We start from the raw sequence: 19,112 nt of genomic DNA, 5'->3' as shown, positions 1-19,112 counted from the left end.
GACGGGCGGCGCATCAGCGGTCCTCGCGGTCGACCCGGATCCGCGCCAGCGCCGGACCGTACTGGTCGGCCAGCGCCTGCGCGCTGTCCACGTCCAGGCCGAGGTCGTGCACGCGGCCGTCGCGCAAGGTGTATACCCAGCCGTACACGTGCACTTTCTGCCCGCGCGCCCAGGCGTCGCGCACGATCGTGGTCTCGCACACGTTGGCCACCTGCTCGAGCACGTTCAGTTCGCACAGGCGGTCGTGCCGCAGGCCGTGTTCCTCGATCCCGGCCAGCAGCGCTTCGTGTCGGTTGGCCACGTCCTTGACGTGCCGGATCCAGTTGTCGGCCAGGCCCACCCGCTGGCCGTCGAGCGCGGCGAGCACGCCGCCGCAGCCGTAGTGGCCGACCACCAGGATGTGCTCGACCCTGAGCACGTCCACCGCGAACTGGATCACCGACAGGCAGTTGAGGTCGGTGTGCACCACCACGTTGGCGATGTTGCGGTGGACGAACACCTCGCCCGGCGCCATGTCGACGATCTGGTTGGCCGGGACGCGCGAATCCGAGCACCCGATCCACAGGAACTTGGGCTTCTGGATCTTCGACAGGCGCTGGAAGAAGGTCGGGTCCTCGGCCTCGATGCGCGAGGCCCAGGCTTCGTTCTTGTCGAGCAGTTCGTCGAGGCGGCTCATCGCGGGTCCGGCGGAGGCGGGCGCGCATTATCGCAAAGCCGACGGAGCCGACGCCGGGCCGCCGGGGCCGGCGGTGCAGGCCGGGGATGGTTTCAGTTGCACCTGCGCGGTTCAGCGCTGGCAGCGCGGGCAGGCGTACATGCGCCGGCCGGCACTGGTGGTGCGTGTGATGGACGCACCGCAGCGGATGCAGGGCTCGCCCTCGCGGTCGAAGACATGGAAACGGAAGCCGCCGTCGTCCGCAGCGATGTAGTCGCGGCGCATTCCGCGCGCCGGCGTGATGCCGCGGGTGCGGTAGCTGCGGCGCGGCACGTCGAGCAGCGCCTGCGCCAGCCTGGCCCGCTCGTCCGGGCCGAGGTCGGCCGGCCGCCGGCCCGGGGCGATGCCGGCTTCGAACAGCGCCTCGGCGCGCAGGTAGTTGCCCATCCCGGCCAGGAAGGCCTGGTCGAGCAGCAGCGCATCGAGCGTGCGGCGGGCGAAGCGGCGGTCGCCCAGGCGCGCCTCCACTGCCGCCGCGTCCAGCGCCGGGTCGAGTACGTCTGGGCCGAGCCGGGCCAGGAACGGATGGCGTTCGAGCGCGTCGTCGCGCCACATCGAGACGTCCGAGGCCGAGTACAGCAGGATCGCGCGGTCCGCGGTCTCCAGCGCCACCCGCAGCACGCGCGTGGTCTGCGGGCGTTCGCCGGCCGCGCATACCTTCCAGACCCCGTAGAGCTGGTTGTGGGTGTAGAGCGTCCAGCCGTGGTCGAAGCGGGTGAGCAGGGCCTTGCCGCGCGCTTCCACGGCGACGACGCGTCGGCCCGGCAGCGTCTTGGCGTGGCGCCGCAGCGCGGGCAGGCCGAACCAGGCCGAGACCAGCGGACGCCCGGCCACGGCCTCGGCCAGGCGGTCTGCGGTGCGTCGGATCTCGGGACCTTCGGGCATCGGGCTTCGGTGGGCGCGGGTCTCAGCCCGCCGGCCCGCGCTCGGGCTGCTGCCGTATCAGGGCCGCGACCGCCTGGCTGCCGGGCGCATCCTGCCGCGCCAGGGCGTCGGCGACCGCGCGCTGGTTGGCCACGGGGTGGTTCTGGCCGAGCTTGGCCTTGAGCTGGATCCGGGTGGGCTCCAGTCGGAACCCGACGATGCCGCGCAGCTGGCGGCGGTGCGCCTCGCGCCCTGGTTCGAAGCGCCACGACTGGCCGGCGGCGGCCTCGAAGCGGTCGCTGGTGCGGGCGACGAGGTCGGCGAGCGAGGCCTCGTCCTCGAACACCTGCAGCGGGCCGGCCAGGTGCGCCACGGCGTAGTTCCAGGTCGGCACGCGGGCGGCCGGCTCCTTGTCCGGGTACCAGCCGGGCGACACGTAGGCGTGCGGTCCATGCACGATCGCGAGCGCGGGGCCGGCATGGCGCGCCTGCGGGTTGGGCCGCGCCCAGTGGCCTTCGAGGCGGACGCGGTCGCCGTCACGGCGGTAGAGCACCGGGAGGTGGCTGGCGAAGGGCGCGCCGTCGGCGCCGACGGTCACCAGGGTGACGAAGGGGTCGGCCCCGACCAGGGCGTCGAGCAGCGCCAGGTCGGTGGCGGCGAAGGCGGCGGGCGTGTACATGGGGGCATCCTACGGCAGCGCCGCGGGAGCGGGAGTGGATCAGGCGCGCCCGCCCAGCGACTGCACCATGCGCGCGCGCAGCGCGGCCTCGTCCTCGCCGGCCGGCGGCGCCAGTTCCGAGAGCACGAAGCCGCGCGCAAGCGCGTCGTCCTCGTCCAGCCCGTCGAAGGCCACGAACTCGGCGTCCATCAGCATCGCCCGCGCGGTGTCCTCGCTGTCGTAGACCAGGGTGTTGCCGTCGCTGTCGAAGACTTCGGCGGTGCCGGCCTCGCGCACGCGCAGCCGCGCCCACACCAGGGTGCGGCCGAGCGTGGCCAGCCACCACTGTTCCGACACGTGGCGGGGGTGGCCGCTCATCCGACCACCTCCGACCACAGCCACAGCAGGCCCGACATGCCCACCGCCCACAGGATCACGAGCACCGACACCCGCGCCGGCGTGGCCAGGCCGGTGAACCGCGGGTCGGGCACCGAGCGGTAGCGGCCACTCAGCAGCCACGCCAACGCCCTGGGCGAGATGAACGCGCCCTCGCCGAGGCTGGCGCGCACCTGCGGGTGGCGGTCGCGCAGGTGCACCAGCGACAACGGCCAGAAGATCACGAAGGCGGTGAACCCGCCGATCGCGACGCCGACGAAGCACAGGGCGAGGAACAGGATCATGGCGCGGTCGGGCGCTCGCGACGGACGCGGGGCGAGGGGCGGCAGCGGGTCATGGCGGCCTCAGTACTCGGCATTGCCCGGCGCCCGCGGGTAGGGGATGGCGTCGCGGATGTTCGACAGCCCGCACACGTACACGATCAGGCGCTCGAAGCCCAGCCCGAAGCCGGCGTGCGGGACCGTGCCGTAGCGGCGGAAGTCGCGGTACCAGTCGTAGTGCTCGCGTTCCAGGCCGAACTGGTCCATGCGTGCGTCGAGCACGTCAAGCCGCTCCTCGCGCTGGCTGCCGCCGATGATCTCGCCGATGCCCGGCGCCAGCACGTCCATCGCGGCGACGGTCTTGCCGTCGTCGTTCAGGCGCATGTAGAAGGCCTTGATGTGCTCGGGGTAGTTGGTCACCACCACCGGGCGGCCGACATGCTTCTCGGTCAGCCAGCGCTCGTGCTCGGTCTGCAGGTCCAGGCCCCATTCCACCGGGAAGTCGAACTTCTCGCCCGACTTCTGCAGCAGCGACACCGCCTCGGTGTACTCGATCCGCTCGAACGGCGCATTGATGAACGCCTCCAGGCGGGTGATCGCGTCCTTCTGCATGCGATCGGCGATGAAGGCCATGTCGTCGCCGCGCTCCTCGAGCACCGCGCGGAACATGTACTTGAGGAACTCCTCGGCCACGCGCGCGTCCTCGTCGAGGTCGGCGAAGGCGATCTCCGGCTCGATCATCCAGAACTCGGCCAGGTGGCGGGTGGTGTGCGAGTTCTCGGCGCGGAACGTGGGCCCGAAGGTATAGACCTTGCTCAGCGACAGGGCGAACGCCTCGACGTTGAGCTGGCCCGAGACCGACAGGAACACCTCCTTGCCGAAGAAGTCGCGCGAGAAGTCCACGTTGCCGTGCCCGTCGCGCGGGAGGTTGGCCAGGTCCAGGGTCGAGACCCGGAACATCTGGCCGGCGCCCTCGGCGTCGGAAGTGGTGATGATCGGGGTGTTGACCCAGTAGAACCCGTTCTCGTGGAAGTAGCGGTGGGCGGCCTGGGCCAGGCAGTGGCGGATGCGGGTCACTGCGCCGAACAGGTTGGTGCGCGGGCGCAGGTGGGCGACCTCGCGCAGGAACTCCAGCGAGTGGGCCTTGGGCTGGATCGGGTAGGTTTCCGGGTCGTCCACCCAGCCCACCACCTCGATCCGCGAGGCCTGGATCTCGAAGCTCTGGCCCTTGCCCTGCGACGGCACCAGGGTGCCGGTGGCCACCACCGCGCAGCCCGCGGTCAGGCGCCTGACCTCCGACTCGTAGTTGGGCAGCGTGGCCGGCGCCACCACCTGGATCGGCGCGAAGCACGACCCGTCGCTCACGTTGACGAAGCTCAGGCCGGCCTTGGAGTCGCGCCGGGTGCGCACCCAGCCGCGCACGGTGACTTCGCCGCCGGCGGGGATCCTGCCCGCGAGCGCGTGTTCGACGCTGGAAACCGTCATGCCTTGGGGTCCTGCGAGGGGGGCGATGGGTGGAGCGCACAGTCTACCGCGCGCGGCGTGCGCCTCATGCCGGTTTCAGGCGCGAGGGGCTAGAATCGCGTGCATGGCCATCAAGCTCACTCCCGCCGCCCTGGAGCGGGTCCGCAGGTTCCTCGCCGCCGAGCCCGACGCCCTGGGCCTGCGCTTCGGCGTCGAACGCACCGGTTGTTCCGGCTGGGGCTACGTGGTGGACATCGCCCGCGAGGCCCGCGAAGGGGATTCGGTCACCGTGCAGGACGGGGTCCGCATCCATGTCGACCCGGACAGCCTGCCGATGGTGGACGGCACCACGATCGACTTCGTGCGCCGGGGCCTGAACCACGAATTCGTGTTCGACAACCCCAACGCCGCGGCCGCCTGCGGCTGCGGCGAGAGCTTCACCACCGACGCCGGCAAGGCGGCATGATCCGGCGCCGCGGCGCGGACGCCGGCTCGCGGCCGGGAGCGTCGGGGACTGCCGGGTCCGCCCGGGCGGGCCCGCGCGTCTTGCCTGCAAGTCATTGATCCGCGATAATGCGCGGCTCCCTGTGGCCCTGCCGCCCGGGAGCCCTTGCCCCACCGCGTCCATCCCGGGCGTCGGGGGGCTGTTCCGGAGCCGCCCGCGAGGGCGCCCGAATACCCGAAAGGAACCTCCATGCGTCATTACGAAATCGTGTTCCTGGTCCATCCGGACCAGAGCGAGCAGGTGCCGGCGATGATCGAGCGTTACAAGACGCTGATCGAGAACGGCGAAGGCAAGGTCCACCGGCTCGAGGACTGGGGCCGCCGCCAGCTGGCCTATCCGATCGAGAACCTGGTCAAGGCCCACTACGTGCTGCTCAACATCGAGGCCGGCCAGGCCGTGCTCAACGAGCTGGTCGAGACCTTCCGCTTCAACGACGCGATCCTGCGCCACCTGGTCATCCGCCGCGACAAGGCCGAGACCGAGCAGTCGCTGATCATGAAGAACAAGGACGAGAAGGGCGACAAGCCCGAGCGCTCCGAGCGTCGCCGCCGCGACGACGAAGAGGCCCAGTCCACGTCCACCTCCACGTCCACCGATGGCGAAGGCGCCAAGGCCCAGCAGGCCGAGCCGTCCCCCGCCGCCTGAGGAACACGCACATGTCCAAGTTCTTCCGCCGCCGCAAGTACTGCAAGTTCACCGCCGAGGGCGTGAAGGAGATCGACTACAAGGATCTCAACACGCTGCGCCAGAACCTCACCGAGAACGGCAAGATCGTGCCGAGCCGCATCACCGGCACCAAGTCGCGCTACCAGCGCCAGCTGGCGACCGCGGTCAAGCGCGCCCGCTACCTCGCGCTGATCCCGTACACCGACAACCACAACGTCTGACCGGGCGCCGCCCGTCCCCGCGGGGACGGCGTGGCCGCGCAGGCCGGCCGGCGGCACGCCGACCCTTGCGCCGGGCCGGTCCACCATCCGTCCGATTCGGACAGCAACCGTTGCGGCGCGCCTGCGTCGCTAACGAATACGGAGACACCCCATGGAACTGATCCTGCTCCAGCGCGTCACCAACCTCGGCGACCTCGGCGAAAAGGTCAAGGTCAAGCCGGGCTACGGCCGCAACTACCTGGTGCCGCAGGGCAAGGCCGTGCCGGCCACGCCGGCGAACATCGCCGAGTTCGAGGCGCGGCGCGCCGAGTACGAGGCCAAGGCCCAGGCCATCGCCGACGAGGCCCAGGCGCGCCTGGCCAAGATCGACGGCAGCAGCGTGACCATCTACGCCAACGCCTCCACCGAGGGCAAGCTGTATGGCTCGGTCGGCCCGCGCGACATCGCCGAGGCGCTGACCAAGGCCGGCACCCCGGTCGAGAAGTCCGAGGTGGTGATGGGCGAGGGCCCGCTGCGCAACACCGGCGAGTACGAGGTCACCGTGCACCTGCACGCCGACGTCGAGGCGACCGTCAAGGTCATCGTCGAGGCCGAACCGGCCTGATCGCGGCCGACCGCTGGATGTTTGACAGGACAGGCGCCCCGGGGCGCCTGTCCTTTTTCGTGCCGGCGGCAGCGAGGCTGGCCGCCTCGCCGGCCTAGAGCCGGTGCTCCTGCATCAGCCGGTACAGGCGCAGGCGCAGCCGCAGCAGCGGCTGGGAAATCCGCTTCGGGAGGTGCACGGTGCCGCGGCGGTGCCGGATCGGGGCGCTGGCCGCCTCGCCCGCCACCTCGGCCGGGGCCGACGTGGTGCGGATGTCCGCCAGGGCCGGCTGCGGCACCTGGCGCGGGGGCTGGCGGACGGGCCCCGGCGCGACCGCACGTGGCGTTGCCGAGGCCGATGCCGAGGCCGGGGCGAACAGTCCTAGCGGCGTGTGGTTGCCGAAGCCCGGGAACACCTGGTCGACCGTGGCGTGGCCCATGCGCTTGTGCAGCAGTTCGGCGAACACCCGGCGGTAGTCGGTGGTGACCGGGATGTCGCCGAAGTAGGGCGACAGGGTCTCGGGATGCAGCCCGGCCCAGGTGCCGTAGAAGCGGCCGCCGTTCACCGGGCCGCCGAGGACGAGCAGCGGGTTGCCGTAGCCGTGGTCGGTGCCGCCGCTGCCGTTCTCGCGCACGCGCCGGCCGAACTCCGACTGCACCACCACCGTGACCCGTGCCATCTCGCCGGTCCGGGTGAGTTCGCCGTAGAACGCGGCCAGCGCCGCCGACAGTTCGGCCACGCGGTCGCGGTAGTAGCCGCCGCCGTCGTTGCCCTGGCTTTCGTGGGTGTCCCAGCCGCCCACGTCCAGCGCCGCGTAGCGCAGGCCCAGGTCGAAGCGGATCGACTGCGCCACGGTCCACAGCTGGCGGGCGAAGTTGGTGCTCGGCCAGCCGTCGGGCAGGGTGGCGGTGTAGGCCTGCCGGGCGACCGTCCGCAGCGCGGCATCGGCGGCGCGGCCGGCGTGCTCGATGCCGACGTTGCCCTGCCACAGGCTGGCGAGGGTCTCGCGTACGCCCTTGAAGCCGGCCGGCGAGTCCTGACGGACGGCCTGCCAGGCCCATGCGCCGCCGTTGAGCTGGAAGTCGGTGGGGCTGCCCATGGTCAGCGCGCCGGTGGCGCCGAGCATGTTGGCCGGCATCCGGCTGTTGACGGCCAGCGCCGGCATCACCACCGAGGAGGGGACGCCCGGCTGGGCCTGCAGCGCCCGGGCGAGCCAGCCGGTGCCGTTGCCCTTGCTGCCGGGCGTGCCGAAATCCAGGTACTGCTGGGCGTCGAAATGGCTGCGCGTGACCGTCGTCTGCATGCCGCAACAATGCACGATGGCGAGCTTGCCGTCGGCCCAGATGTCGCGCAGGCCGCTGGCCGCGCCGTGCAGGCCGAAGCCGGTGGCGCTGCCGCCGGTCGAGAGCGGCAGCGCCGCGTTCTCGCCGCTGACCGGCACGCGCAGGCGCGGGCGTGCCTCCTCGTAGTGGTTGCGGTCCTCGCCCGAGACGGGGAACACGAGGTTGAGGCCGTCGATGCCACCGCGCAGGAACACGTGCACGATGGTGTCGTAGCCGTTGGCCGCGGCCTTCGCGTCGCCGGAGAAGAACAGGGCGGGTCCTGCCGCGCCCACGGTGGCCGCGGCGCAGCAGCCTTTCAGGAATTCGCGGCGATCGAGTTCGATCCTGGTCATGGTCGCGTCCTCAACGGCTCAGGAATTCGGGGGTCATGAGGATCAGCGCCACCAGGCTGCGCAGCCGCTGGTGGTTGTAGTGGTTCTTGAGGTCGCGCGTCGAGCTGCGGTCGCTGTCCTCGAGCACGGTCGTGGCCGGGTCCCCGTTCTGGGCCATGAACGCGCGCAGCGCCGCCAGGCGCTGGGACCTGGGCAGGTAGCCCAGGATCTGCCGGCACCAGAAATCGACGATGCGGTTCGCGGTCCACTGGTGGGCGGGGATGTGCTGGCGGGTGGTCTCGAGGATCGGCAGCAGCTTGACGTTGCTGTCGTCGGGGCGGCTGGTCTCGGTGAGCCAGAGCAGCGTCTTCCAGGTCATGCCGAAGTTGCTCGCGCCCGACCAGGCGGTGGTGACGTCGGGGTAGCCGTTGGGCGCGGCCCAGTCGTACGGCTGGTGGCCGGTGAATCCCATGCGCCAGTTGAGGTCGCCGCTGCGGTTGTCGTCGAAGTTGTAGGTCCAGTCGCAACCGGTCACCCGCAGCGCCGCCGCGACCGCCTCGAACGGCCGCCGCATCTTGCGGCCCCACGCGTTCTGCGCCTCTTCCGACAGCAGGATGTGGCGCAGCGTCCTGGCGATCTGGTCCGGCGCGCGCCAGCTGTCGCGGAACACCCTGGCCGCGCTGTCGACCAGCGACTGCGGCGGCTCGTCGCTGAGGAAGCGGCGCACCAGCTTCTTGCAGATGAACCCGGCCACCCGCGGGTGGCTGGCGAGGCGGTCGAGGATGTCGCGGCCATCCTGCAGCGCGGGGCGCTCGGGGTAGAGGAAGGTGCCGAGCACGAACTTCGGCCCCGAATCGTGCCAGGGCGCGTGGTAGTGGAACTGGCCGTTGTCCTTGTCGGCGTGGGTGAACTCCCAGTGGTTGTCGTTCATCGTCCAGCCGGTGAACGCGGCCGCCGTCTCGTACACGTCGATGTCGGTGTAGCCGATCGGGTAGCCCGGGTCCTCGGGGCAGGGCGGGACCTTGAACGGATCGACGAAGCCGAGGTAGTTCTCTGCGCCGAGCGTGTGCAGCTCGAGCAGTTCGCGGGCGAAGTTCTCGTTCGGCCCGCCGCGGCGGTTGGACTTGTTGTCCAGGTAGTACAGCATCGCCGGGCTCTTCGCGACCGCTTCGAGCATGGCGCGGAAGTTGCCGAAGGCATTGGCCCGGATCACGTCGCGGTTGTAGTGCCCGAACACCGGGCAGATGCTGTAGTCGCTGACCATCACGTTGAAATGGTCGTGCCAGAACATCGTGGTGACTTCGAACAGCTGCCGATTCGAGAACACCGCCCGCACCAGCGCCTCGCGCTGGACTTCCCAGCCCGGGCGCATGCGGATGTTCCATTCGGCGCCCGAGCGCACGTGATCCTCCCACTGCTGGGCGAGGGTCTTCTTCAGCGTGTAGTAGCCGGCGGCCTCCAGACGCGCCTCGACGTCGGAGTCGTCGATCGCGTCGGGCTTGAGCTGGCGGTCCACCCAGGCGGTGAGCCGGGCGACGTCGCTGCTGCCCAGCGCGTTGAACTCGGCGATCGACTGCCGGGTCGCGCCGAAGGTCATGTTGTTGAGCACGCGCACCGCGAAGGGCGGCTTGGGCAGGGTGACCAGGCGGCGCTGGGAGGTCTTCTCGGCGAGGCGGCCGGCCGTGGCCTGGAGCGGGTCCGGAGGCGGCTGGAAGCGGGGGGCGCGCGTCAGCTTGTAGCGTTGGCGGTGCGCGCCTTCCAGCATGGCACGCTCCGCCCCGGAAAGGGCTGGAGTCATGGCGTGTGTCCCTCGGATGTCCCCCTGCGCCACAGCGTATCGGCGCCCGCGAGACCGAGTTGTGACTGTGCCCACACTCCGCAATCGAGCCGACGGCCTGCCGGGAGGCGCGCCCCATCGGTCGATACGCCTGCGCATGTCGCTTCGATCGAGTGGCCGGGATGGGAAAACGCACGGGATGGGAAAACGCAAGCGCATCCCGGAGCACGCGCTGGGCGACGGTCACGTCCGGCGCGACCGGACCGGCCGATGCCGGGACTGGGCACCACGCGCCGGCGAAGCGTCGTGCCTGGTCGCGGCCGGCCGCGACCGCCGCTACCATGCGCGGCTTTGCAGGCGGAGCCGTCCATGCCGTACACGCCCATCCTCGCCACCCTCGGCTACGTCCTGTCGCCGGACCGGCGCCGGGTGCTGATGGTCCACCGCAACGCGCGTCCCGGCGACCATCACCTGGGCAAGTACAACGGCCTGGGCGGAAAGCTGGAGCCGGGCGAGGACGTGGTGGCCGGCATGCGTCGCGAGATCCGCGAGGAGGCCGGCATCGAATGCGAGGCGATGCAGCTGCGCGGCACCATCAGCTGGCCCGGCTTCGGTCGCGGCGGCGAGGACTGGTTCGGGTTCGTGTTCCTGGTGACCGGCTTCTCCGGCGAGCCGTTCGCGTCCAACCCCGAAGGCAGCCTGGAATGGGTGGAGGTCGGGCGCATCCTCGACCTGCCGCTGTGGGAGGGCGACCGCCATTTCCTGCCGATGGTGTTCGACGACGACCCGCGCGCCTTCCATGGGGTGATGCCCTATCGCGACGGGCGGATGGTGTCCTGGGACTACGCGCGACCCTGATGCCGGCGGTCGCCGCCGGCGGCTAGGATGGGGCAAGGCGCGACGGGCGCTGCATCCACCCGGACGGCGGACATGTTCACTGCAACGCGTACCAGCACCCACCGCGGCCACGACGACCTGCTGACCGCCGGGTTGGGCCTGGACGGCCTGCGCACGGCGATGCCGCCGCCGTACCTCGATCCGGCCCGGCCGCGACCGGAGGAACTGCGCCGGCGCGCGATCTGGAGCAGCTGGCGCGGCATCGCCGACCTCGCACCCGGTGGCGGGTTCGGCCGGCTCCATGGCGCCACCGCCGCCGTGCCCGGCCGCGAGTTCCATGCCCTGGCCACGTTGCCCGGTGCGCGCCACCCGCACCGGGTGATGCTGCAGCTGCCCGACGACTTCGATCCGCGCCGCCCGCGGCTGCTGGTGACGGCATCGTCCGGCTCGCGCGGGATCTACGGTTCGATCGCGGTGGCCAGCGCCTGGGGGCTGCCGCGCGGCTGGGCGGTCGCGCATACCGACAAGGGCGCCGGGTCGGACTACTTCGACCTCGACACCGGCACCGGCTGCCTGTCCGATGGCACCCGGGCGCAGGCCGGGGACGGGGAACTGGCGTTCGTGCCGGACCTTGCCGGCACCGCCGGCCACGCCGTCAGGGGCGTGGCGGTCAAGCATGCGCATTCGCGCGACAACCCCGAGGCGGACTGGGGCCGGCACGTGCGCCAGGCGGCCGAGTTCGCGCTGCGGGCTCTGGAAGAGGCGTTCCCGGAGCACGGGCCGTTCACCTTCGACGCCACCCGGATCGTGGCCGTGGGGATCTCCAATGCAGGGGGCGCGGTGCTGCGTGCGGCGGAGGCGGGCGACGGGCCCTGGCTGGACGCGGTGGTGGCCGGCGAGCCGAACGTGTACGTCGACGCGCCGGGCGCGCGCTGCCTGTACGACTACGCCACCGAGGCGGCGCTGCTGATGCCGTGCGCGCAGCTGCATCCGCAGGACCTGCCGGGCTCGCTGATGGCGGCGCTGGCCGCGCCGCACCTGGCGGGGCTGTGCGCGCAGCTGGCGGCGGCCGGGCTGGTGGACGGCAGCCACCCGGCGCGCCAGGCCCGTTCGGCCCACGAGCGCCTGGTGGCCGGGGGCTGGACGGCACCGGCGCTGCGGGCGGGCGCGCTGTCGACCGGCTTCGACATGTGGCGCGCGCTGGCGGTGACCTATGCCTCGGCATACGGCCGCTACGGCGTCGATGAACATCCCTGCGGCTACCGCTTCGCGGCGCAGAACCTCGACCTGTCGCCGCGTCCGGCGAGTGCGGTCGAGCGCGCAGCCTGGTGGAGCGAGGCCAGCGGCCTGCCGCCAGGACCGGGGGTCGGGATCGTCGATCCCAGCCCGGCGCCGCCGGGGCTGGGTGTCGACGGGCTGCGGCGGCTGCGCGCGCTGTGGGAGGGCGCCGACGCCGACGCGCGCCGGGTGCAGGCGGGCATCGCCGCCACCCGTGCGCGGCTCCCGCGCGAGCGATTGCCGGTGGTCGTGGTGCACGGCATCGACGACGGGCTCATCCCGATCGCCTTCAGCAGCGCCCCCTACGTGGAGATGGCGCGCGCCGCCGGCCGCGACGTGCGCTTCTGGCAGGTGCGCAACGCACAGCACTTCGACAGCTTCCTCGGCCTGCCCGAGCTGGCCGCGCGCTATGTGCCGTTGCTGCCCTACCTGCATGCGGCGCTCGACCGGGTGGCCGCGTTCCTGGAGGGCGCGGCGGCGCTGCCGGGGGACGCGCTCATCGAGGCCACGCCACGCCTGCCGGGCCAGCGGCTGGAGGCGTGGAACCTCGCGATCCCCTAGCGGACGGGCGCGCAGGCCTGCGTATCGTCCTCACGCCGGTTTTGGCACCCTAGGACTTTCCGCCCGAGGCGCCCGGCCATGTCCCGCCCCCGCCATTTCTCGATGTTCCGCGATTTCCAGCTGGCGGACTGGTTCACCCTGGGCAACGCGGTCTGCGGCACCGGCGCGGTGTTCGCGGCGATGCGCTTCCTGCAGGACGGCGTGGTGCGCGACCTGCTGGCCGGCATGGCCCTGATCCCCCTGGCCTTCGTGCTCGATGCGCTGGACGGCCGGATCGCGCGCTGGCGCAAGGTGGCCTCGACCCTGGGCCGGGAGCTCGATTCGCTGGCCGACGTGATCTCGTTCGGACTCGCGCCGGCCGCCCTGGGCTACGCCTGCGGGCTGCAGGGCGGCTGGGACTGGGTGGTGCTGAGCTTCTTCGTCGGCTGCGGGGTGAGCCGGCTGGCCCGCTACAACGTCACCGCCGAGACCCTGGCCGACGGCGGCGACAAGGTGAAGTACTTCGAGGGCACGCCGATCCCGACCAGCCTGCTGATCGTGGTCCTGCTGGCGGTCGCCGCCTGGCAGGGCGCGATCGGCGAGGCGATCTGGTTCGGCCGGTGGCAGCTCGGGCCCTGGCAGCTGCACCCGCTGGTGCTCGTGTACGCGCTGTCGGGCTCGCTCATGGTCAGCAAGACCATCCGGATCCCCAAGTTCTGACCCCCGGGCGTCCACCTGCGCGCCACCGGCCGTTGCTATGATCGAACGACAGCAGGAGGACGGCATGTCGAACCAGGACCGGGGCCCCGGCGCGGGCGGCCAGGCGCAGGATTTCGAACGGCTGGCGCGGCAGTACTGGGCCGCGTGGGGCGACGCCCTGCGCACCGCGTCGCCGGACGCCGCCCCGCTCGGGGCGCATGCCTGGCAGGACGCGATCGACTGGTGGACGCGCTACGCCCATGGCGGCCGCCACGAGGTCAACGACGCGCTCGAGCGCTTCGGCGCGCAGGCGCGCGACTGGTATGCGTACATGCAGCAGGTCGCGGCCCGGTTCGCCGGACGGGAGCATTCGGCCGGCGACATCGCCCGGGCGTGGAAGGAAGCGCTCGGCGCCTCGGGCGCCAATCCGTTCCCGGAGCTGCTGCGCTCGATGCGCGGCCACGGCTTGGCCGGGCTCGACCAGTGGGTGGAGGATGCCGCGCCGTGGCTCGAGGCGGTGCGCGCCGAAGGCATGTCCTGGCTGCGGATCCCGGCCTTCGGCGCCGGGCGCGAGCACCAGGAGCGGGCGCAGGCGCTGGCGCGCGCGCTGGTGGAGTACGAGGAAGCCAACAGCGCCTACAACGCGCTGCTGTCGAAGGCGACGCAACAGGCCTTCGTCCTGTTCGAGGACAGGCTGACCGAACGTGCCGAGCCCGGGCGCCAGGTGGAGTCGGCGCGCGCGCTCTTCGACCTGTGGATCGATGCCGCCGAGGAAGCCTATGCCGAGGTGGCCCTGTCGCCGGAGTTCCGTCGCGCCTACGGCCGGCTGGTGGATGCGCAGATGCGGGTGCGCGCCGGTGTGCAGCAGCAGGTCGAGCAGCTGTGCGCCAGCCTGGGCATGCCCACGCGGACCGAGGTGGACTCGGCGCACCGCCGGATCGTCGAGCTCGAGCGCGCACTGCGCCGGCTGCGCGACGCGGTCGAGGGCGGGGCGTCGCCGGCCGCCGCTGCGCCGGATGCCGGCGGACGGGCCGCGGGCCGCTCCGCCGGCCGGGGCGGACCGGCGGCGAAGAAAGCGGCCCCGGCCAGGCCTGCCGCCGCGAAGCCGGCGCCGCGGCAGGGCAAGGCACGGAAGGCCGCTGCTGCGGGCAAGGCGCGGAAGACACCCGTGGCCAAGGCCCAGGCCGGGCGCGCTGCGCGCAAGGTGGCGCCCAGGCCCAGCGTGACCGCGCGGCGGGCGCCGACCAACGGATTCTCCAGCTTCATCCCGATCCCGGACGCGCCGCTGCCACCCGGGCCGGCGCCGGCCAGGCGCCGCGGAGGACGCTGACATGCACGGTCCGCTCAACATCACGCCCGACCGCCTGGCCGCCGAGGCGGTGCGCTTCCAGCAGAAGCTGGCCGCCGGCCTGCAGACCCTGCGCAAGGTCGGCGACTACGACTACGGCGCGACCGGCAAGGAGGAGGTGTGGCGCGACGGCAAGGTCGTGCTGTACCGCTACGCCGGCGCGAAGGCGCCCACCGCGAAGGTGCCGGTGCTCATCAGCTACGCCCTGGTCAACCGCCCGTACATGGTCGACCTGCAGGAGAACCGTTCGCTGGTGCGCGGCCTGCTGGAGCGCGGCGAGGACGTGTACATCATCGACTGGGGCTACCCCGACCGCTCCGACCGCTTCCTCACCCTCGAGGACTACATCGAGCGCTTCCTCGGCGGCGCGGTCGACGAGCTCCGCCGCCGCCACCGGCTCGACGCGATCAACCTGCTGGGCATCTGCCAGGGCGGCGCGTTCGCCCTGACCTACGCGGCGCTGCACCCGGAGAAGATCCGCAACCTGATCACCATGGTCACGCCGGTCGACTTCCACACCCCGGACAACATGCTCTCGCACTGGACCCGGGACATGGACGTGGACCTGTTCGTGGACACGCTCGGCAACGTGCCCGCGGACCTGATGAACTTCTGCTACCTCACGCTCAAGCCGTGGCGCCTGTTCGTGCAGAAGTACGTGGGCCTGGTCGACATCCTCGACGATCCCGGCGCGCTGGAGGACTTCCTGCGCATGGAGAAGTGGATCTTCGATTCGCCCGACCAGGCCGGCGAGGCCTTCCGCCAGTTCATCAAGCAGTACTACCAGGGCAACGGCTTCCTGGAGGGCGGTATCGAGATCGGCGGACGCGAGGTGGACCTGGGCTTCGTCGACATGCCGGTGCTCAACATCTACGCCGAGCAGGACCACCTGGTGCCGCCGGACGCCTCGCGCGCGCTGCGCGAGGTGGTCGGCACCGACGACTACACCGAGCTCTCGTTCCGCGGCGGCCACATCGGCATCTATGTCTCCAGCCGCGCCCGCGAAGTGCCGGCCACGATCCACGACTGGCTGGCGAAACGGACCCGCTGAGGTCGGCCCGTGGCGATCCGGCGGCCGTGGCTGGCGGTGGCGGTGTCCGCGCTGGCGCTGATGGCGGCCATCCCCCAGGGCGCCAGGGCGGGGGACGCGGACCGCGAGATCGACGCGCTGGTGGCCGCGGTCGGCGCCTCGGACTGCGAGTTCCAGCGCAACGGCCGCTGGCACGCGCCCGCCGCGGCCCAGAAGCACCTGCAGCGCAAGCTCGCCCATGCCCGGCGCCAGGGCCGCGAGGGCACCGCGGAGGAATTCATCGAGCTCGTCGCCAGCCGCAGCAGCCTGACCGGACGTGCGTACCGGGTGCGCTGCGGCGACGGTGGCGAGGTCCCGTCCGCACAGTGGTTCGAATCCGAGTTGCAGCGCCTGCGCGCAGCGGATTCTTCACAACCGGGTGGCTAGACTGGCCCCAGCCAGGAGGACGCGCACCATGAGCCAGGCCACCGCCAAGACACCCGGACTGACCCGATCGATCCACGACCGCGTGCTCGCCGGCGTGCTGGGCGGCATCGCCCATCGCTTCGGCTGGAACCCGACCCTGGTCCGCATCCTGTACGTGGTGGGATCGACCCTGTCGGCCGCGTTCCCCGGCATCCTGGTCTACCTGGTGCTGTGGCTGCTGATCCCGGAAGGCAACGACTGAGCACGGGCGACGACGACCGGCCGGGTCGCGCGCTGCTGCTGGCCGCCGGCCTCCTCTGGACCCTTCCCAATACCCTGGCCGGCCTGTGCGCGGGACTGGCCGGAATGGCGGCGGGCGCGCGCCCGCGCCTGGACCGCGACGCGTTGGCCCTGGTGTTCCATCGCTGGCCGTGGGGCCCGGGCGGGGCGATGACCCTGGGTAACGTGATCCTGCACACCGGCGAACGCCTCGACGTGCGCTGCACCACCTACGTCCACCGCGCCGGCCTGTGCCGCGACCCGGAGGTGCTGCTGCGCGACCACGAGCGCGCACACGTGCTGCAGTACATGGTGCTCGGGCCACTGTTCCTGCCCCTGTACCTGCTGTGCGGCGGGATCAGCGTGCGCAACCGGTTCGAGCGCGCCGCCGACCGCTACGCGCGCAGCGGGCAGGGCTGGTGGCCATGGCCGTGCGAGCCCGTGCCGACGGACGGTCGCACCCCTTGACGTCCGCGTAACGGGCGCTGCGCTAGCCTGCATCCGTCGGAGAAAAAGCGGAAGGCGGCAACGCCAGAAGCAATCGCTCCGGCGAAGAGAAGGCTCAGCCGGACGGGTCATACCGGACGACTGGGCCTTCTTGCATTCGCGATGCGCGCAGTGCGTGCGCCAGCCCCGGCTGGCTCAAGGGGCAGGCGGCGCGGTGGCCTCGCCGGACGCATCCGGACCGGATGCGCCGGCGTCATGTCGTTCCAGCTGCGCCCGGCCGTAGGGACCCTGCACGCGGGGATCGCGGATCCAGTCCGCGACCAGCGCGAAGTAGCCGTCGGCATGGCGCAGCATGATCCGCTCGCCGCCGGTGGCGTCGAACTCGAGCATGCCGTGGTCGGTGTCCGGGAACACCGCCAGGTCCACCGGGCGGCCCTGTGCCTGCAGCGCGCGGATCCGCCGCAGCGTCTCGGCGTTGGGCGCTTCGAGGTCTTCCGCCGCCACCACCCAGAGCTGGCGCGGTGCCAGCTGTTCCAGCACCGGCAGCGGCTCGTAGTCCCAGCTGGTGCCGACGTCCTGGCGCGAGGCGATCCTCCGCACCAGCGCCTGCGGCATCCAGCCAGGCACGCGCAGCACCTGGCCGCTGAACTCGCCCTCGATGTCGTTGAACCAGGGAGCATCGCCGTACTCCCTGCGCACCGCCTGCAGTTCGTCGAAGCCGCTGGTGAACCCCGAGGCGATCAGCCGCGCGGTGGCATCGGTGACCTCGCGCGCCTGTTCGAGCACGTCGTCGCCGTGGCCCTTCGCGCGCAGGTCGTTCATGACCTGCTCGCGGTCCTCGGCCAGCGCGTTCTCGGCCAGGCCGTACAGCGCGACCACGTAATCGGCGTCGCTGCGCGAGGCCGCCAGCGGCGCCACCCAGCCGCCCTGGCTGGCGCCGACGAAGCCTGCGGCCGAGAACCCCGCCGGATGCAGGCGCCGCGCTTCGGCCAGCGCCGCGACCGCATCGCCGGCCAGGGCGTGGAAGTCCTGGGTGTATTCGCCGGCGGAGCCGCCGGTGCCGCGCTTGTCGTAGACGAAGGCGGCCACGCCTTGCGCGGGGAGCAGGTACTGCATGGGATTGGATTCGAGCGCCGAGTAGCGCTCGGACCCGTGGACCAGCACCGCCAACGGGACCGGGTCCTGCGTGCCTCCCGCGGGCAGCACCAGGCGTCCGCGCAGCTGGAGGCCGTCGCTGGCGAACGTGGCGTCCTGCACGGGCAGCGGCAGCCGGACGGCGTCGCCCTCGGACCCGCTGGCGAGCGCGAAGTGCATGCGTCCGGCGGGGCAGGGTTCGAAGCGCGCGCGGGCCACGATCGGACCGTTCTCGCGCCAGCCCTCGCGGGCCTGCAGCTCGTCGCCCGGCGCCTTCCCCGCGGTCTCCAGCCGGCCGGTGCGCCCGTCGAGCAGGCGGTAGCGCAGGCCGCCGTCGACCGGCACCAGCGCCATCACGGCGCCATCGGCGAGCTGCCACGCGCCGGCATGGCAGGCGAAGTCTCCCCCGGGCGGGGTGGGATCGTCCCGGCTGCAGCCGCTGGCCAGCAGGACGGACAGGAGCAGGAGGACCAGGCCGGCTGGCTTCATCGCGACTTCCCGGGGGACCCGTGCGCGAGTCTAGCAGCGGCCGCGGCCATGCTCGCCACGGCGTCAGCGCAGGACGCGCAGCACCTGGAACGAACGCGTGGAGACTCGGCCGGCCGCGTCGTAGCCGCGTTCGGCGAACACGATGCGGTCCTCGCCGGCGAGCACCACGCTGCTGCAGCGGGTGCCGTAACGCGGATCGAGGACGAACGGTGGCGACAGGAGGCGTTCCAACGCCAGGCCGACGCCGGTATCGGGCAGGGCGTCGTCGGCCGCGGGCGTGGTGTCGCGCAGGGCGGCGAACAGCGGCTCGATCGCCGTGGCGAGGTCCTCCACGTCGACCCCGGCGCTGGACGACTCCAGCCACGCTGACAGCGCGCGGGTGGCGAACATGCCCTTGGGCCAGGGCGCGTCGAACGCGCCGTTGGACATCGCGTGCACGCCCGGCTGCACTTCGCTGGCCGCGAACGCCGGGTGGTTGGTGGCGAAGGCGAGCCGGTCGCCGTCCCAGGCCAGGAGATTGAAGCGCCCGTACTCCGGTGCCGAGGCCGACAGCGCCTGCACGGCGTCGAGCGCGGTCGCGTCGCCGCGCACGAAGTCGCGCACCAGCCAGCCGCGCGAGCGCGGCGCGGCCTGCGCCGGCGCCTTGCCGTCGCGCACGTTGGTCACGGCGGCGAGGCGGCCGTGGCGCGAGACCTGCAGCCAGCCGCCGCCCTGGACCAGGTCGCGGCCGCCGTACACGTCCGGCGCGTCCGGATCGAACCCGGCCGGCGCCGCCGGACGGTCGTGCAGTTCGTCGCGGTTGGCGATCAGGGCCAGCGGCCAGCGCGGATGCGTGCGCCAGGCCACGGCGACCAGGCACATGC

The 19,112-nt window shown here is 72.1% G+C and carries 22 protein-coding genes; 12 read left to right on the top strand and 10 right to left on the bottom strand.

Features of this window, described 5'->3' with window-relative positions; genetic code table 11:
* Positions 1–13: 13 nt before the first annotated feature.
* The 6 genes from can to asnS form a co-directional block, all read right to left on the bottom strand.
* The gene (gene can / locus FQY79_RS00800; protein ID WP_146309856.1) at positions 14–676 is read right to left on the bottom strand and encodes a carbonate dehydratase; all 663 of its coding nucleotides are present in this window, start codon (positions 674–676) and stop codon (positions 14–16) included.
* A gap of 111 nt (positions 677–787) precedes the next feature.
* Positions 788–1,600, bottom strand: a complete 813-nt coding sequence (gene nei, locus FQY79_RS00795; RefSeq protein WP_146309854.1) for an endonuclease VIII — start codon at positions 1,598–1,600, stop codon at positions 788–790.
* Positions 1,601–1,622: 22 nt separating this feature from the next.
* Complete coding sequence (locus FQY79_RS00790) at positions 1,623–2,258, bottom strand: FMN-binding negative transcriptional regulator (RefSeq protein WP_146309852.1); 636 nt, start codon at positions 2,256–2,258, stop codon at positions 1,623–1,625.
* A gap of 39 nt (positions 2,259–2,297) precedes the next feature.
* Positions 2,298–2,615 carry a hypothetical protein gene (locus FQY79_RS00785; protein ID WP_146309850.1) on the bottom strand — a complete coding sequence of 106 codons (318 nt, stop codon included), beginning with the start codon at positions 2,613–2,615 and terminating at the stop codon, positions 2,298–2,300.
* A complete protein-coding gene (locus tag FQY79_RS00780) occupies positions 2,612–2,917 on the bottom strand; it encodes a hypothetical protein (protein WP_146309848.1) in 306 nt (101 codons plus the stop codon). Before FQY79_RS00780 ends, FQY79_RS00785 begins: the two co-directional genes overlap by 4 nt.
* 60 nt (positions 2,918–2,977) lie before the next feature.
* Entirely contained in the window at positions 2,978–4,378 is a 1,401-nt protein-coding gene (gene asnS, locus FQY79_RS00775; protein WP_146309846.1) for an asparagine--tRNA ligase, read from the bottom strand.
* 103 nt (positions 4,379–4,481) lie between these two features.
* Between asnS and FQY79_RS00770 the strand changes: the two genes are divergently transcribed.
* The 4 genes from FQY79_RS00770 to rplI all read left to right on the top strand — a co-directional run bounded on the left by FQY79_RS00770 (position 4,482) and on the right by rplI (position 6,353).
* Positions 4,482–4,823, top strand: a complete 342-nt coding sequence (locus FQY79_RS00770; protein ID WP_146309844.1) for a HesB/IscA family protein — start codon at positions 4,482–4,484, stop codon at positions 4,821–4,823.
* 228 nt (positions 4,824–5,051) lie between these two features.
* Positions 5,052–5,507: a 30S ribosomal protein S6 gene (rpsF, locus tag FQY79_RS00765; RefSeq protein WP_146309842.1), complete on the top strand. Its 456-nt coding sequence runs from the start codon at positions 5,052–5,054 to the stop codon at positions 5,505–5,507.
* Between the two features lie 11 nt (positions 5,508–5,518).
* Complete coding sequence (gene rpsR / locus FQY79_RS00760; protein ID WP_146309840.1) at positions 5,519–5,749, top strand: 30S ribosomal protein S18; 231 nt, start codon at positions 5,519–5,521, stop codon at positions 5,747–5,749.
* 151 nt (positions 5,750–5,900) lie between these two features.
* Positions 5,901–6,353, top strand: coding sequence for a 50S ribosomal protein L9 (rplI, locus tag FQY79_RS00755; RefSeq protein ID WP_146309838.1), 453 nt, complete (start codon positions 5,901–5,903; stop codon positions 6,351–6,353).
* 94 nt (positions 6,354–6,447) lie between these two features.
* On the opposite strand, the gene FQY79_RS00750 is transcribed toward rplI, so the two are convergent.
* A complete protein-coding gene (locus FQY79_RS00750; RefSeq protein WP_146309836.1) occupies positions 6,448–8,007 on the bottom strand; it encodes a DUF1501 domain-containing protein in 1,560 nt (519 codons plus the stop codon).
* Positions 8,008–8,017: 10 nt separating this feature from the next.
* Complete coding sequence (locus FQY79_RS00745) at positions 8,018–9,751, bottom strand: DUF1800 domain-containing protein (RefSeq protein WP_186759673.1); 1,734 nt, start codon at positions 9,749–9,751, stop codon at positions 8,018–8,020.
* Between the two features lie 381 nt (positions 9,752–10,132).
* Between FQY79_RS00745 and FQY79_RS00740 the strand changes: the two genes are divergently transcribed.
* The 8 genes from FQY79_RS00740 (at position 10,133) to FQY79_RS00705 (ending at position 16,647) form a co-directional block, all read left to right on the top strand.
* Complete coding sequence (locus FQY79_RS00740) at positions 10,133–10,621, top strand: NUDIX hydrolase (RefSeq protein ID WP_146309832.1); 489 nt, start codon at positions 10,133–10,135, stop codon at positions 10,619–10,621.
* A gap of 27 nt (positions 10,622–10,648) precedes the next feature.
* Positions 10,649–12,439 carry a D-(-)-3-hydroxybutyrate oligomer hydrolase gene (locus FQY79_RS00735; RefSeq protein ID WP_222434227.1) on the top strand — a complete coding sequence of 597 codons (1,791 nt, stop codon included), beginning with the start codon at positions 10,649–10,651 and terminating at the stop codon, positions 12,437–12,439.
* A gap of 78 nt (positions 12,440–12,517) precedes the next feature.
* The gene (locus FQY79_RS00730) at positions 12,518–13,138 is read left to right on the top strand and encodes a CDP-alcohol phosphatidyltransferase family protein (protein ID WP_146309827.1); all 621 of its coding nucleotides are present in this window, start codon (positions 12,518–12,520) and stop codon (positions 13,136–13,138) included.
* A 64-nt stretch (positions 13,139–13,202) separates the two neighbouring features.
* Entirely contained in the window at positions 13,203–14,447 is a 1,245-nt protein-coding gene (gene phaE, locus FQY79_RS00725) for a class III poly(R)-hydroxyalkanoic acid synthase subunit PhaE (protein WP_186759671.1), read from the top strand.
* Between the two features lies 1 nt (position 14,448).
* On the top strand, positions 14,449–15,516 hold the full coding sequence (locus FQY79_RS00720) for a class III poly(R)-hydroxyalkanoic acid synthase subunit PhaC (protein WP_146309823.1): 1,068 nt from the start codon (positions 14,449–14,451) through the stop codon (positions 15,514–15,516).
* Positions 15,517–15,525: 9 nt separating this feature from the next.
* Positions 15,526–15,921, top strand: coding sequence for a DUF5329 family protein (locus FQY79_RS00715; protein WP_051322743.1), 396 nt, complete (start codon positions 15,526–15,528; stop codon positions 15,919–15,921).
* A gap of 28 nt (positions 15,922–15,949) precedes the next feature.
* On the top strand, positions 15,950–16,162 hold the full coding sequence (locus FQY79_RS00710; RefSeq protein WP_186759669.1) for a PspC domain-containing protein: 213 nt from the start codon (positions 15,950–15,952) through the stop codon (positions 16,160–16,162).
* A complete protein-coding gene (locus tag FQY79_RS00705) occupies positions 16,132–16,647 on the top strand; it encodes a hypothetical protein (RefSeq protein ID WP_425463160.1) in 516 nt (171 codons plus the stop codon). Before FQY79_RS00710 ends, FQY79_RS00705 begins: the two co-directional genes overlap by 31 nt.
* A gap of 174 nt (positions 16,648–16,821) precedes the next feature.
* Here the strand turns inward: FQY79_RS00705 and FQY79_RS00700 are convergent, their stop codons facing one another.
* Together FQY79_RS00700 and FQY79_RS00695 are read right to left on the bottom strand one after the other, a co-directional pair.
* Positions 16,822–18,249, bottom strand: coding sequence for an alpha/beta hydrolase family protein (locus FQY79_RS00700; RefSeq protein WP_146309821.1), 1,428 nt, complete (start codon positions 18,247–18,249; stop codon positions 16,822–16,824).
* A 63-nt stretch (positions 18,250–18,312) separates the two neighbouring features.
* The gene (locus tag FQY79_RS00695) at positions 18,313–19,110 is read right to left on the bottom strand and encodes an NRDE family protein (RefSeq protein ID WP_051322741.1); all 798 of its coding nucleotides are present in this window, start codon (positions 19,108–19,110) and stop codon (positions 18,313–18,315) included.
* Between the last annotated feature and the right edge of the window lie 2 nt (positions 19,111–19,112).

The sequence above is a fragment of the Luteimonas wenzhouensis genome (assembly GCF_007859305.1).
GTDB classification, from domain to species: Bacteria; Pseudomonadota; Gammaproteobacteria; order Xanthomonadales; family Xanthomonadaceae; genus Luteimonas; species Luteimonas wenzhouensis.
The sequence above is the reverse complement of the archived record's forward strand: the minus strand, read 5'-3'. Positions and strand labels throughout refer to the sequence as shown.

Excerpts from the sequence above, each read along its gene's own strand:
- rpsR (WP_146309840.1), top strand. The coding sequence starts at position 5,519 with ATGTCCAAGTTCTTCCGCCGCCGCAAGTACTGCAAGTTCACCGCCGAG.
- FQY79_RS00785 (WP_146309850.1), bottom strand. The coding sequence starts at position 2,615 with ATGAGCGGCCACCCCCGCCACGTGTCGGAACAGTGGTGGCTGGCCACG.
- FQY79_RS00790 (WP_146309852.1), bottom strand. The coding sequence starts at position 2,258 with ATGTACACGCCCGCCGCCTTCGCCGCCACCGACCTGGCGCTGCTCGAC.
- FQY79_RS00780 (WP_146309848.1), bottom strand. The coding sequence starts at position 2,917 with ATGATCCTGTTCCTCGCCCTGTGCTTCGTCGGCGTCGCGATCGGCGGG.
- rpsF (WP_146309842.1), top strand. The coding sequence starts at position 5,052 with ATGCGTCATTACGAAATCGTGTTCCTGGTCCATCCGGACCAGAGCGAG.
- FQY79_RS00695 (WP_051322741.1), bottom strand. The coding sequence starts at position 19,110 with ATGTGCCTGGTCGCCGTGGCCTGGCGCACGCATCCGCGCTGGCCGCTG.
- FQY79_RS00710 (WP_186759669.1), top strand. The coding sequence starts at position 15,950 with ATGAGCCAGGCCACCGCCAAGACACCCGGACTGACCCGATCGATCCAC.
- FQY79_RS00735 (WP_222434227.1), top strand. The coding sequence starts at position 10,649 with ATGGGGCAAGGCGCGACGGGCGCTGCATCCACCCGGACGGCGGACATG.
- asnS (WP_146309846.1), bottom strand. The coding sequence starts at position 4,378 with ATGACGGTTTCCAGCGTCGAACACGCGCTCGCGGGCAGGATCCCCGCC.
- can (WP_146309856.1), bottom strand. The coding sequence starts at position 676 with ATGAGCCGCCTCGACGAACTGCTCGACAAGAACGAAGCCTGGGCCTCG.
- nei (WP_146309854.1), bottom strand. The coding sequence starts at position 1,600 with ATGCCCGAAGGTCCCGAGATCCGACGCACCGCAGACCGCCTGGCCGAG.
- FQY79_RS00745 (WP_186759673.1), bottom strand. The coding sequence starts at position 9,751 with ATGCTGGAAGGCGCGCACCGCCAACGCTACAAGCTGACGCGCGCCCCC.
- FQY79_RS00730 (WP_146309827.1), top strand. The coding sequence starts at position 12,518 with ATGTCCCGCCCCCGCCATTTCTCGATGTTCCGCGATTTCCAGCTGGCG.
- FQY79_RS00700 (WP_146309821.1), bottom strand. The coding sequence starts at position 18,249 with ATGAAGCCAGCCGGCCTGGTCCTCCTGCTCCTGTCCGTCCTGCTGGCC.
- rplI (WP_146309838.1), top strand. The coding sequence starts at position 5,901 with ATGGAACTGATCCTGCTCCAGCGCGTCACCAACCTCGGCGACCTCGGC.
- FQY79_RS00720 (WP_146309823.1), top strand. The coding sequence starts at position 14,449 with ATGCACGGTCCGCTCAACATCACGCCCGACCGCCTGGCCGCCGAGGCG.
- FQY79_RS00750 (WP_146309836.1), bottom strand. The coding sequence starts at position 8,007 with ATGACCAGGATCGAACTCGATCGCCGCGAATTCCTGAAAGGCTGCTGC.
- FQY79_RS00770 (WP_146309844.1), top strand. The coding sequence starts at position 4,482 with ATGGCCATCAAGCTCACTCCCGCCGCCCTGGAGCGGGTCCGCAGGTTC.
- phaE (WP_186759671.1), top strand. The coding sequence starts at position 13,203 with ATGTCGAACCAGGACCGGGGCCCCGGCGCGGGCGGCCAGGCGCAGGAT.
- FQY79_RS00740 (WP_146309832.1), top strand. The coding sequence starts at position 10,133 with ATGCCGTACACGCCCATCCTCGCCACCCTCGGCTACGTCCTGTCGCCG.